12 protein-coding genes are annotated in these 12,651 nt (G+C 61.8%); 5 read left to right on the top strand and 7 right to left on the bottom strand.

Annotation, left to right across the window (positions count from 1 at the left end; all coding sequences use genetic code 11):
• Positions 1-9: 9 nt before the first annotated feature.
• Genes NKH97_RS03780 through NKH97_RS03765 form a run of 4 tightly spaced genes read right to left on the bottom strand, consistent with a single transcriptional unit; the run spans position 10 to position 3,414 of the window.
• Positions 10-987 carry a quinone oxidoreductase family protein gene (locus NKH97_RS03780; RefSeq protein WP_352759856.1) on the bottom strand — a complete coding sequence of 326 codons (978 nt, stop codon included), beginning with the start codon at positions 985-987 and terminating at the stop codon, positions 10-12.
• A 44-nt stretch (positions 988-1,031) separates the two neighbouring features.
• Entirely contained in the window at positions 1,032-1,850 is an 819-nt protein-coding gene (pcsA, locus tag NKH97_RS03775) for a phosphatidylcholine synthase (RefSeq protein ID WP_023811884.1), read from the bottom strand.
• Positions 1,847-2,461, bottom strand: coding sequence for a DUF1326 domain-containing protein (locus NKH97_RS03770; RefSeq protein ID WP_352721485.1), 615 nt, complete (start codon positions 2,459-2,461; stop codon positions 1,847-1,849). Before NKH97_RS03770 ends, pcsA begins: the two co-directional genes overlap by 4 nt.
• 14 nt (positions 2,462-2,475) lie before the next feature.
• A complete protein-coding gene (locus NKH97_RS03765) occupies positions 2,476-3,414 on the bottom strand; it encodes a DUF2182 domain-containing protein (protein WP_352795463.1) in 939 nt (312 codons plus the stop codon).
• Between the two features lie 70 nt (positions 3,415-3,484).
• Here NKH97_RS03765 and NKH97_RS03760 point away from each other — a divergent pair, with 70 nt between their 5' ends.
• Positions 3,485-4,696, top strand: coding sequence for a UbiH/UbiF family hydroxylase (locus NKH97_RS03760; RefSeq protein WP_128305845.1), 1,212 nt, complete (start codon positions 3,485-3,487; stop codon positions 4,694-4,696).
• Here NKH97_RS03760 and NKH97_RS03755 read toward each other — a convergent pair.
• Positions 4,673-5,635, bottom strand: a complete 963-nt coding sequence (locus NKH97_RS03755) for an AEC family transporter (RefSeq protein ID WP_352795461.1) — start codon at positions 5,633-5,635, stop codon at positions 4,673-4,675. The genes NKH97_RS03760 and NKH97_RS03755 overlap by 24 nt on opposite strands.
• Positions 5,636-5,760: 125 nt before the next feature.
• Here NKH97_RS03755 and hspQ point away from each other — a divergent pair, with 125 nt between their 5' ends.
• Complete coding sequence (gene hspQ / locus NKH97_RS03750) at positions 5,761-6,084, top strand: heat shock protein HspQ (RefSeq protein ID WP_023811879.1); 324 nt, start codon at positions 5,761-5,763, stop codon at positions 6,082-6,084.
• 72 nt (positions 6,085-6,156) lie between these two features.
• On the opposite strand, the gene NKH97_RS03745 is transcribed toward hspQ, so the two are convergent.
• Positions 6,157-6,786 (bottom strand): invasion associated locus B family protein, encoded by a 630-nt coding sequence (locus tag NKH97_RS03745; RefSeq protein WP_027036590.1) that lies wholly within the window; start codon positions 6,784-6,786, stop codon positions 6,157-6,159.
• 232 nt (positions 6,787-7,018) lie between these two features.
• Here NKH97_RS03745 and NKH97_RS03740 point away from each other — a divergent pair, with 232 nt between their 5' ends.
• Both NKH97_RS03740 and NKH97_RS03735 read left to right on the top strand, forming a co-directional pair.
• Complete coding sequence (locus tag NKH97_RS03740) at positions 7,019-8,839, top strand: extracellular solute-binding protein (RefSeq protein WP_352795459.1); 1,821 nt, start codon at positions 7,019-7,021, stop codon at positions 8,837-8,839.
• 17 nt (positions 8,840-8,856) lie between these two features.
• A complete protein-coding gene (locus NKH97_RS03735) occupies positions 8,857-9,537 on the top strand; it encodes a DsbA family oxidoreductase (RefSeq protein WP_352795457.1) in 681 nt (226 codons plus the stop codon).
• 37 nt (positions 9,538-9,574) lie between these two features.
• Here NKH97_RS03735 and NKH97_RS03730 read toward each other — a convergent pair whose 3' ends face one another.
• Entirely contained in the window at positions 9,575-10,012 is a 438-nt protein-coding gene (locus NKH97_RS03730) for a hypothetical protein (protein WP_352612226.1), read from the bottom strand.
• A gap of 598 nt (positions 10,013-10,610) precedes the next feature.
• Here NKH97_RS03730 and NKH97_RS03725 point away from each other — a divergent pair.
• Positions 10,611-12,509 carry an ABC transporter ATP-binding protein/permease gene (locus NKH97_RS03725; RefSeq protein WP_352795455.1) on the top strand — a complete coding sequence of 633 codons (1,899 nt, stop codon included), beginning with the start codon at positions 10,611-10,613 and terminating at the stop codon, positions 12,507-12,509.
• Positions 12,510-12,651: the final 142 nt, after the last annotated feature.

Raw genomic sequence — 12,651 nt, 5'->3', positions numbered from 1 at the left:
CAGAACGAACTAAGGGATGAGAATGGTCGTCCCTGTGGTCCTGCGGCCCTCGAGATCGGAATGCGCCTTGCCGGCGTCTTTGAGCGCATAGCGCTGGTTGATCTTGATCTTGACGGCGCCACTGAGCACGACTTCGAACAGGGCAGCGGCGGAGGCCTCGAGGTCTTCGCGCTTTGCGTTGTAGACGAACAGCGTCGGCCTTGTAGCGAACAACGAGCCCTTCTGAGCCAGCAATGACATGCTGAACGGCGGTATAGGTCCGGAGGACTGGCCGAAGCTGACGAACATGCCGAGCGGCCTCAGGCAGTCGAGCGAAGCCGGAAACGTGTCGTTGCCAACCGAATCGTAGACGACATCGCACTTCCTGCCGCCGGTGATGGCAGCAACCCCGGCGACGAAATCCTGTTCCTTGTAGTTGATGACATGGTCGAAACCATGCGCCCTCGCGAGCTCGATCTTGTCGGACGAGCTGGCGGTGCCGATGACGGTCGCGCCGAGGTGTTTTGCCCATTGGCCGAGGATCAGCCCGACGCCGCCGGCCGCGGCGTGGAACAGGATCGTGTCGCCTGCCTTCACCTTGAACGTCCGGCGCAGCAGATATTCCGCCGTCATGCCCTTCAGCATCATCGCGGCGGCCTGTTCGTCGCTGATGCCATCCGGAACCTTGACGACCCGGCTGGCATCGATGACGCGCTCTTGCGCATAAGCCCCCGTCGTCACCGCATAGGCGATGCGATCGCCCGGATTCAGCCAGTCGACGCCCTGGCCGACCTCCAGCACCACGCCGGCGGCTTCGCTGCCTGGCACGAGCGGGAAGCCGCCGGGCGGCGGATAGAGGCCAGAGCGATGATAGACATCGATGAAATTGAGGCCGATCGCGGTGTGCCGGACCAGGATCTGCCCGGATCCCGGCTGACCGAGGTCGGCGTCCTCGTAGGTCAGGACTTCCGGGCCGCCGTTGGCGTGAATGCGGATCGCTTTGGACATTGCTAGGCTTCCTGTGGGGCTAGGCTCTCTGTGGGAGTGGCTGATCAGGCCTTTTTGGCACCGAGATTGGGAAAGAACTGCATGATGCCACCGATGCAGGCAAGGTAAAGCCCGGTGATGGTGATGCCGATCTTGGTGAAGGTGCTGACCTGCTCGCCCAGCACGCCGATCTGATCGTAGAAGGCAGCGAGTGCCGCCTGGGCCAGGGCAAGCGCGCCGAAAGCGCACCACAAGAGAGTCATCCCAAGGTTGATGCGCCGCAGCCGCACCACCCGCACCGGGTGGATGAAGTTGATCGGTACGAAAGTCAGGACGCCGGCCACCACCACCACCGCAAACGAAACCCATTGTCCGGGCTCGATGACGAACAGGGTGAACACCACCATGTTCCAGACCACGGGGAACCCCTTGAAGAAATTCTCCTTCGTCTTCATGCCGGTGTCGGCATAGTAGATGGCGCTGGAGACGACGATGATCGCCGCAGACAGGAATGACAGGCCCTCGCCCATGAAGCCGCGCTGATAGAGCGCGAAGGCCGGGATCAGCACGTAGGTCACGTAGTCGATGATGTTGTCGAGCAGTTCGCCCGACCAAGTCGGCAGGATTTCCTTGACCTCGAGCTTCCGCGCGATCGGCCCATCGATGCCGTCGACGAACAATGCCAGCCCGAGCCACCAGAACATCGCCGTCCAGCGCTCTTCGCTTGCCGCTACCAGCGACAGGAAGGCCAGGAACGACCCCGAGGCGGTCAAGAGGTGGACGGAGAACGCTCTCGCCTGTGGCCAGGTGACCTTCTTCTTCGGGCGCGGAATCCGGTCCGTGATCTTTTTGGCGGCTTTTCGGGCCGTTGTGTTCTTGCTCACGGGCCCCGCCAATCCAGCTTGCAGATTTCGGCCGAACGGCCGGCGAAATTCCAGTTGCGGCCGAAAGCCCGCATCTTGCTCTTGTCGGACCGGGCCACGATGATCTCAGGCGCGATCCAGTATTCCGAATTGCTGATCACCGTGTCCTTGTCGCGGTCCTTGCCGGGGATGGGTGTCACCGCTCCGTCGATAATCTTCGGTATCTGGAATATACGCGTCTTGTCACGCGTCTCATAGGTGATCGGCACCTGCTCGACGCCGAGGAATTTGCCGACGAGGATGGAGAGCAGCGATGTGGTTCCGCCTGCCTTGCCGGTGAAGATCTTGGTCAGCGCCTTGACCGCGTAGACAGAGGCGCGGCTGTCGATGAACAGGCCCGCGGTCCAGTTGCCGCGGCTCATGTAGCCGGGAATTTCCATGACCAGCCCGAGATTGAGGCCGGACAGATCTACTTCACCGAAATGGCCGGCATCGATGCGAAATCCCGCCCAGGTCTGGCAGTAGCCTTCGGTCGGCGGATGATTGCCAAGCGACAGCACGCAGGGGCAAAAAACCGTGCAATTGCAGGAGAGTACGAGCTCTCCCTTCATCGCCCAGCTCTGGTCTGCCATCGATTTTCCCCCACTCACAGCGAGACTACTAGCAGCGCGGCTGCCCAGACAAGCAGTATCGCACCGGCCAGCCGGGTTGGAACCCTGCTGGCGGTTTGTTTTTCGATCAGGGTGAACAGCCCGATCAACGCCATCCAGAAAATGTTCATGACGCCAACGGCGAACATCACCAGCATCAAGGCCCAGCAGCAGCCGAGACACCACAGACCTTGAGCGACACCGAGCCGAAAGACGCTGGCCGGCCTGGCGCTCCAGTTCGCGAAAAGGATCGAGAACGGGTTCTTGCATTTCTTCAGGCAAGCTTCCTTCAGGCCGCTGAACTGGTAGACACCGGCAATCAGCAGAGCGAGCGCAGCGGCAAGGCCGACGACCGGATCGAGCATCCCGGCTGACGAGGCGAATGCATGGGCGGCCAAGGTCAGCGCCGCGAACATCATTGAAGCGGCGAGCCAGACGCTGAGGTAACCGGCGACCAGCACCAGCGGGTGAACGACCGGTTCGCCCTTGATGCGAGCCGTGTCAGTGATTTCGCAATAGGTGCGGATCATCGGCGCCGCCGAAGGCAGCATCGTCGCGATCGCCATCAGGAACCACATGAAAACGAGCGCGCCGGCCTGCAAGCCGAGACTTGTGTCCAAAGGCACCGGTGAGAGGCACAGCACAAAGAACCGTTCCAGGAAATCGGGCAGCGGCAGTTGCGGCAGGCTGCGCAGCATCGTGTCGCCGGGGGCGCTGACGCCTGCAATCCCGCCTTCGGCGCCGCGGATTGCCATCGCGGCAAGGGTCAGCCAGGCAAGCAGGATGCAAGCGCCGACAACGACGTTTACCGTGACGCGAGGACTGCGCGCGATGCCGGCCATGGCGCGGCCGGCGCGGTCGAGATGCCTGAAGTCGTCCTGCTGGCCGGTCATGACATCCGAATGGGCCGAATCGCCGCGTTGATCAAGCGGCATGATCTGACCTATATGCTCATCGAACGGCAGGTCGGGTGGACCGCCTCGCATTGCAAGCCGGAAGCCGATCTTGGAGCATCAGCAAACTGCGCGGATACTGGTTGCCGGCACGGGGCCGGCAGGACTGATCGCGGCGCTCGGTTTTGCCGCCGAGGGTTTCCCGGTGACACTGGTCGGGCCGGAGGCCACCGCCCCCGATGGCCGCACGACGGCCCTGATGAACCCTGCCTTGAAAGTGCTCGACCGGCTTGGCGTGCTCGAAGCCGTCAAATCCAAGGCGGCGGCCCTGAAAGTGATGCGCATCGTCGACGCCACCAGCCGGCTGATCCGCAGCCCGGTCGTCACCTTCCGTGCCAGCGAGATCGACGAGGACCAGTTCGGGCTGAACCTTCCCAACAGCGTGCTCAACCCGGCACTCGCCAGCGCCGTTGCCGCGCATGCCGGCATCGACCGGCTGATGCCGATGGTGGCGAACTGGCATCTCGATGCCGAGCGCGCCCGTGCCGTCCTGTCCGACGGCAGCACGGTCGACGCAGCGCTGGCGGTCGCCGCCGATGGGCGGTTGTCACCGGCGCGCCAGGCGGCCGGCATCTCGACCTCGGCCCGGTCCTACCCGCAGGCAGCTCTCGTCCTCAATTTCGGCCATGGCGGCGACCATGCCTTCACCTCGACCGAATTCCACACCGAGACCGGTCCGTTCACGCAGGTCCCGCTGCCCGGCAATCGCTCCAGCCTGGTCTGGGTGGTCAAGCCCCAGACCGCGACCGACCTCGCCGCACTGGACGATGCGACGCTTTCTCAGCGGGTCGAACAGCAGATGCAGTCGATGCTGGGCCGGGTAACGGTCGAGCCAGGCAGGCAGATCTATCCGCTTTCGGCGGTGACGCCACTGCGTTTCGCCCGAGATCGGGTGGCGCTGGTCGGCGAAGCCGCCCATGTGTTTCCCCCGATTGGTGCGCAAGGCCTCAATCTCGGCATCAGGGACGTCGACGATCTAATTGGAATCGCTCGTGAAAATAGAGCCGATCCAGGTGCAGCCAAGGCGCTTGCAGCCTACGATTTCAAGCGCCGCCCCGATATTCTGGCGCGCAGCAGCGTGGTCAACCTGCTCAACATGTCGCTGCTTTCCGACATGCTGCCGGCGCAGATGGCCCGCGTTGCCGGGCTCGGTGTGCTCGGAGGCTTCGCGCCGCTTCGGGCTTTTTTCATGCGCGAGGGACTTCGTCCCGGCAGCGGTTTTGCCGCGCTTGCTGGCGGGTTAGGGAAACAGGTCCGGCGCTAGGATATTGTGCCGGATCAGGTAGAGCAGCCCGGTGACGGTCACGACCGACAGGCAGGTTGTGATCAGCACACTGGCCGACGCGCGCTGTACCCAGACGCCATACTGCTGGGCGATGACGAAGACGTTGGTGGCGGTCGGCAATGCCGCCAGAAGCACCGCCGAGAAGACCCATGTCTCAGAAAAATTGCCGATCCAGCTCAGCACGACATAGCAGAGCAACGGGTGCAGGATCAGTTTCAGCGCCGCAATCGGAACCATCTCATGCGGGACGCGATTGAGCGGCCTGAGCGCCAGGGTGACGCCCATGGCAAACAGCGCGCAAGGTGCGGCCGCCCGGGAAAGATATTCCAGAAGTCGCTCCACCGGCACGGGCGGTCGAAAGCCGATATAGGCGGCGCCGACACCCAGGGCGGTTGCGATGATGAACGGGTGCAGCACGATCTTGCGCACGACACCCAGCGCAAGCCGGAGAGGAGTGGTCTTCTCGTCGCCCGACAGCGCCATCATCATGGGTGCGACGGCGAAATGCATGATGTTCTCGAAACAGAAGATCAGGGCGACCGGCACGGCAGCCTCCTCGCCGAAGGCCAGCAATGCCAGGCCCGGCCCCATATAGCCGATATTGCCATAGGCGGCCGCGAGCGCCTTGATGGTCGATTGCGCTATCTCGCCGCGCGAGGTCAGCACCGACCCCATGAACATCAAGGAAAATATCATGAAGGTGGAGACGACCGAACCGAAGATGAAGCGCCATTCCGTCAGGTCTTCGAACGGCGTCCTGGCAAGCAGTTGGAAGAAAAGGGCCGGCAGCGCGACATAGACGATGAACGTGTTCATCCAGCCGAGCGCCTCCAGCGGCTGCCTGGTGATGCGCGCCACCAGAAACCCGACAAAAATCAAGCCGAAGAACGGAAGAACAAGACCGATGACGTCAGGCATTTTTATGCTGGTCCGAAACCCTGGCGCCGGGCTAGCCCGTTGCTTGATAGGGCGTCAAGCGCCTCGGGATTGAATTGATGCGCGGTCTGCGCCAAATAAGCCCAAGGAATTCAGTGGTGAGTACGATGAAAACAGCCAAATTCGCAATCGGACAGGTGGTTCGCCACCGGCTGTTTCCATTCAGGGGCATTATTTTCGACGTCGACCCGCAATTCGCCAACACCGACGAATGGTACGAAGCCATCCCCGCCGACGTTCGACCGCGCAAGGATCAGCCTTTCTATCATCTGCTCGCCGAGAATTCGGAGACCGAATACATCGCCTACGTCTCCGAGCAGAATCTGCTTGAGGATCAGTCGGGTGAGCCGGTCCGGCATCCGCAGATCAAGGAGATGTTCGACAAGAGGCCGGACGGCGGCTACCAGCCGAAACGGCAGTCAAGGCACTAACCCGCGGAGAGACGGGCACAAAAAAAGCGGGGCATGACCCCGCTTTTTTGTTGGCCGGACGATATCGGCCGATCAGTTGGCGGTCTTCGCCTTGTCCTGCTCTTCCTTGAGCTTCTTGGCGAAATCCTGGTTGTTCTTGGCGACGAAGTCCTGAAGCTTCTTCTGCCGGTCCTCGATGTCCGACTGCTGCAACGCCGGGCCGTCATAGGCGCCGCTGAAGCCCTGCAGGGCGATCTTGATCGGATTGGGCTGGTTCTGGAAATTGACGGAAGTCAGCGTGATCGCCTGACCCTTCTTGAATGCCGCGACGAGCTGGTCGGTCAGCGGCACTTCGGCCACGCAACGATCCGGGAAGCAGATCACATAATCGAGCTTCTGCGCTTTGCCGGTGTCGATCTGCAGGCCGATGCCGGGAGGCACCAGACGGCCGGTCGGCACCGTCACCTGGAACACCTTGCGGTTCACCTTGCCCTTGAGCTCGATCAGGCTGACGCCGGTGACCAGCTGGCCGTTGCCGGCGGTGGTGATGTTCTGGACGTTGCAGATGTCGACGTCTTCCTGCTTGGTGCAGGCCTTGAACCAGCCTTGCGGAATCTGCTGTTGCTGCTGTGCGGAAGCGGCGGGGAGTCCTGCGCCCAGAAAGCCGATCACGCCAGCGGCCATGACCGACAGGCGGTACGCGTTGCTGTTCAGGCTCGTCATGTCGTGCACTTCCTCTCAAATGATCCCGGGACCGGCTTCTTCGTGCCGTGTGGTCCAGCTACCTGTTGCCGAAATGAGGCAACAGAATGACTTCGGAGGGCGTGTTACACTGCAAGCGAGGCCGAATCCAGCCCGGCGTCAGCAATTGTTGAGCGCGCGGTTGGCCGGCGCGCAGCCGCCTCATGCTAGGGTGCGCACCGAATCATCAAGCCGACCTGTTAAGGAGACGGTCATGGGCCGCGTTGTTGTTTGGCTGATCACCGCGATGTCGTTTCTCGCACTTTCGCATCAGCCGGCCGCATCGGAGCCGAAGCACGCGATCGCCATGCAGGGCGAACCCGCGCTGCCGCCCTGCTATACTCCTTTCGACAACGTCAATCCCGATCCGCCGAAGCGTGTCTCGATCACCTATTGCGTCGTCTGCAGCTTCGACAACCTCAACCCTTTCATCCTCAAGAGCCTGCGCACGACGGCGCGCGGCATGATGGATACGATCTTCGGCAATCTGGTCTTCGAGCCGTTGATGCAGCGCAATGCCGACGAGGCTTTCACGCTCTACGGTTTGTTGGCCGACAGCGCCGACATGGACCCGGAGCGCAAGAGCATCGAATTCCATCTCAATCCGAAGGCCAAATGGTCGGACGGTCAGCCGGTGACGCCGGAGGACGTGCTGTTCAGCTACGATGTCTACACCGAGAAAGGGCGACCGCCCTACAGCGACCGCATGGCCAGGGTCGCCAAGCTCGAAAAGACCGGCGATCACAGCGTGCGCTTCACCTTCAACGACAAGGCCGATCGCGAATTCCCGCTGATCATCGCGCTGACCCCGATCATCCCGAAGCATGCCTTCGACAAGGAGACTTTCGACAGGACGACGCTCAAGCCGGTGATCGGCAGCGGCCCTTATACGATCGCGCAGGTGCAGCCCGGCCAGCGCATCGTGTTCAAGCGCAACCCGGATTACTGGGGCAAGGACGTCCCGGCCAAGCGCGGTTTCGACAATTATGACCAGATCACCATCGAGTATTTCCTCAACGCCAACGCCAAGCTCGAAGCGTTCAAGAAAGGCCTTTGCGCCATCGACGACGACAGTGATCCGGTGAAGCGCGAGCGCGATCTCGATTTTCCGGCCTTCCACAAGGGCGATGTGGTCGCGCAGACCTTCGACACCGGCATTCCGCCCGTGGTGACTGGTTTCCTGTTCAACACGCGGTTGCCGAAATTCGCCAACCCGGTCGTGCGGCGCGCGCTCGGCATGCTTTACGACTTCGAATGGGCCAACAAGAACCTGTTCGGCGACAAGTACGCGCGGACAATGAGCTATTGGCAAAACTCGGAGCTTTCCGCGCTCGGCCATCCAGCGGACGACAAGGAGAAAGCGCTTCTGGCGCCCTACCCCGGCCGCGTGCCGGCCGATGTCATGGACGGTACATGGCGGCCGCCGGTGACCGACGGATCCGGTCAGGACCGCCGCGTCTTGAAGGCAGCTTTCGATCTGCTGAAAAGTGTCGGCTACCACGTGCAGAATGGAACGATGCTCGATCCCGAAGGCAAACCCTTCAGCTTCGAAATCCTGACCGCGTCACAGGACGAGGAGCGCCTTGCCGGCATCTACCAGCGCACGCTGGAGAAGATCGGCATCGAACTCACCATTCGCAGCCTCGACGGCGACCAGATCCAGTCGCGCAAGCAGCGCTTCGACTTCGAGGTCCTGATCGGATCGAGCGGCTTCAACAATTCGTTGTCGCCCGGCATCGAGCAGAGCGGGCGCTGGAGTTCGGCCGCGGCCAGAACGGAAGGCTCGTTCAATCTCGCCGGCGTCGCCGATCCGGCTGTGGACGCGGCGATCGAGGCGATGCTGCGCGCCCGCTCCAAGGAGGATTATGTTGCCGCAGTTCGCGTTCTCGACCGGCTGCTGATCTCCGGCAACTACATGGTGCCGATGCAGTACAACACGCAGCAATGGATCGCCTACTGGAACTACCTGGAACATCCGCAAAAGACGCCCATATTTGGGTATCAACTGCCAACCTGGTGGCGCAAGCCCAACTGAGGGATCAGGAGGTCGAGATGAGCGAATTGAACGCCATCACCGTCGATGTGGTATCCGATGTCGTCTGCCCCTGGTGCTTCATCGGCCAGAAGCGGCTCGACAGGGCAATCGCCGCCGTCAGCGATCTCGACGTGCATGTCCGCTGGCGGCCGTTCCAGCTCGATCCGACCATTCCGCCCGAAGGCAAGGACCGCCGCGAATACATGCTGGCAAAATTCGGCAGCGACGAGCGCATCCGCGAGATTCACGCCCGCATCGAGCCGCTGGGCGAAATCGAAGGCATCTCGTTCGCCTTCGACGCCATCAAGGTGGCGCCGAACACGCTGGATGCGCACCGGCTGATCCGCTGGGCAGGTGCCGCCGGCGAAGCCATTCAGAACAGGCTTGTACGCCGGCTGTTCCAACTGAACTTCGAGGAAGGCGCCAACATTGGCGATCATGCCGTGCTGGTCGAGGCGGCGCGCGAGGCCGGCATGGATGCGTCCGTTGTCGCCACGCTTTTGCCAACCCAGGCCGATGTCGAGGCGGTGCGCACCGAGATCGCCACCGCGTCGCGCATGGGCATTTCTGGCGTACCGTGCTTCCTGCTCGAGGAAAAATACGCGGTCATGGGCGCACAGGATGCCGATACGCTGGCCGATGCCATTCGCCAGGTGGCGGCCGCCAAGGCGCGTGGCGAACTGGAAAAGGCCGGCTGAGGCCGACGCCCTCTCCTCTCCGCGACAGCAGCAAGCGTTACTTCACCGTCGCCTTGGCCTTGCTGATGAAAAATCCATGGCCGTTCGTGGCCGTGCAGGTCAGTCCCTTGCTTGACGACTGGCACGAGAACGGCCCGGCGCTCCAGCTGTTGCCGTAACCAAGCTTGTCGACATCGCTGCAGCAGCCCTGCTCGCCTGGGTTCTTGATCAGCGTGGCTGGCCCCTTCGGACCCAGGATAATCGTGACGTAGCTTGGCTCGACGCGCGAGCAGCTCAGCTCCGGGCCACCATCCCTTGGTTCATAGGTGCCGGTGCCGCCTTTGGGCGTGTAGATGCAGCCGATGTTGCCGGACGGCGTGTTGAACTCGATCTGGCCTTCGGCGCTGGCCGGGATGCTCTGCTCGCCGGCATGCGCCAAAGGTACGAGGGGCAGCCAGGCGAAGAGGGACAGGATTGCGGCCGCGCGTGCAAGCATTGGGAGCTTCCTTGTTGGAGAACCGACATGCATGAGTGTCGACGATGCCAGGCAAGGTTCAATCCCAAGCGGATGAATTGTCAAACGCAGTCCCTCAGCCGATCCGACAAGGAAGCGCCGCTCGGCCGATTCTCCGGTCACCTCCTGCCTGCGGCAAGGACGACAACGGCACGCCCGGCGAGGTCGCGAACGGCGAATTTTCGGGTGTTCGGGTCAACCTGCTTCGAGAAAAGCGCTCGGTCCGGACGATTTTGAGTTCAAAAAACCGTGTGAAAACCTTCCCTAAGGGAAGCCGCGCTAACGTCACACCCCTATGTATCAGGCATTTGAAATCAAAAGCAATATTCGGATTTTTGCCTATCGTTATCGCTATATTTCAGCATGTAATCTGTTGCCTCACGGCCACGGCTGCCGGCGCAATCCGGTCGGCCCGGTTTTAAATTAATGGAAAATGATCAATTGGTGTTACCATCCGTAACAAAAGAAAAAAGGTTTGGGCGGGATCGTGATTCGGGTCGGTAGACCATCGCAGGAGTCAGTACCGGAAAAAACACCTCGCGATGCCGCAGGGCGATCGCTTCTGACGCCGGTGTCGTCGATGCGCAGCTTCTGGGGCCTGATGCGGGCCTACTGGGTTTCCGACCGCTGGAAGGAAGCCTGGACGCTGACGCTGGTGATCGCACTGCTCACGGCGCTGTCCAGCAAGGCCGGTGTTTGGTTCGCCGAAGCCTCCGGCGAACTGGTCAACTCGATCGCCTTCTTCCATGACGCCGCCAACACCACGCCGCTTCGCTCGCTGCTGGTCAACGCCGGCGTCCTGGTGTTGCTGGTCGTGCTCAAGGACGCCGGCTTCACCGGCATCCGCAGCCTCGTGTCAGCGACATTGCACCGCAAATGGCGCGGCTGGCTGGACAGCCGCTTCAACGAAGCGCTGCTCGACACCAATCATACGCATTTCCACGCCCAGCATGGTTCGTCCGGCAATGCCGCTCCCGACAACATCGATCAGCGCGTCCAGGAATCGATCAAGGACATGACCGGCGGAGCCATCGGCCTCGCCATGGGCGTCCTGGGTGTTGCCACATCGCTTTATTTCGTCGGCCAGAAATTGCTTGAAAACTCAGCGGAAGTGAAAGGGCTGGAATTTCTCGGCAGCTACGGCAGCGCGGTTTTGGCTTTCCTGGCGGTCGCCACCTACGTGCCGCTGAACACTTGGATCGCGGTCAAACTGGGTCGTCTGCTGGAACGGCTCAACGTCAGGATGCAGCAATCCGAAGGCAGCTATCGCGGCGAGTTGACCACTTTCCTGCGTCGCAGCTTCCATGTCGCGGCCTCGCAAGGCGAGGATGTGCAGAAGACGATGCACAATCGACTTTATGTCGACATCGACCGCACTTGGGCGCGGCTGAATATCGTCAACACAGGCTACAATTCGTTCGAGCTGATCTATAATTTCATTGGCGCCCGCATTGTCGCCTATGGACCTGGCCTGGTGCCGTTCATCCACAACGGTTTCGATCTCAAGGGCTACATAACCGGCTCCGAGCTGGTCAATTCGCTGATCAGTCAATGCTCCTGGTTCATCCACGTCATGCCGAACATCGCAACGTTGCGCGCCAACAGCCAGCGCGTCATCGAATTGGCGCAGGCGATCGAGAATGTCCAGCATCCGCAGGAATTCTACAGCCAGACCGGCCGCTCCGATTTCCACTACACCAGCCAGAACCCGGTTTTTGGCCTGACCATCCAGAAGCTCGAACTGGCGCATCAAGGCGAGGATGCGACGCCCTTCCTCAGCGCCGCCAATCTGCGCTTCCGGCGCGGCGAATGGACTTTCCTGAAGGGCGAGTCCGGCTGCGGCAAGACTTCGCTGATCAAGGCGATCAACGGCCTGTGGCCCTATGGCCGCGGCACCATTGTCTTCCCCGAGGGCGTCAAGAGTTTCTATGCCGCCCAGGAGGTCAAGCTGCAGCAGGTTAGGCTGAAGCAACTGGTCTGCCTTCCGGGCTCCGAGCGCGACCATGGCGACGCGCAGGTCGCGTCGGCGCTGCACAAGGCGGGGCTCGGCGACTTTATCGAGCACATGGCTGACGAAAGCCGCGAAGGCAAAAGCTGGGACCAGGTGCTGTCGGGCGGCCAGAAACAGAAGCTGGTGGTGGCCCGCATCGTGCTGCAGCAGCCGGGGCTGCTGTTCCTCGACGAGGCGACCGGGGCGCTCGACCCCGACGGCAAGGTAGCCTTCCACCAGGCCATCAAGGACAACTGCCCCGATGTCACGGTGATCAGCGTCATGCACGAGGCGGTTGCGCCAAGATCGATGACGGGCAGCGAATTCTATCACAGCATCGTCGCGATCGCCGACGGCGTCGCCACCAAGAAGCCGCTGGTTCCGACCTTGCCCGTCGAGCTCACCACCATTCTCGTGCAGCCAAGGCCGGCCCCAAGGCCGGTCGAGGACAAGTGGCTGCGCTTCTCGCGCCGGCTGAAGCAGAAATAACGGTTATTCCACCCCGGTCTGCGTAGTCGCACGGCGGCCGGCGATCACAGTCTCGCGATCTCGGCCGCTCGTCGGCGTTTTCCCTCCTCACCGCGATTGACACGGCAAGGCGCGCTCCTATGTTGCGCCCGCTTGCAGATAG

The sequence above is a fragment of the Mesorhizobium sp. M0870 genome (assembly GCF_040319775.1).
Taxonomy (GTDB): Bacteria; Pseudomonadota; Alphaproteobacteria; order Rhizobiales; family Rhizobiaceae; genus Mesorhizobium.
This window is presented reverse-complemented; position numbering and strand designations above follow the sequence as displayed.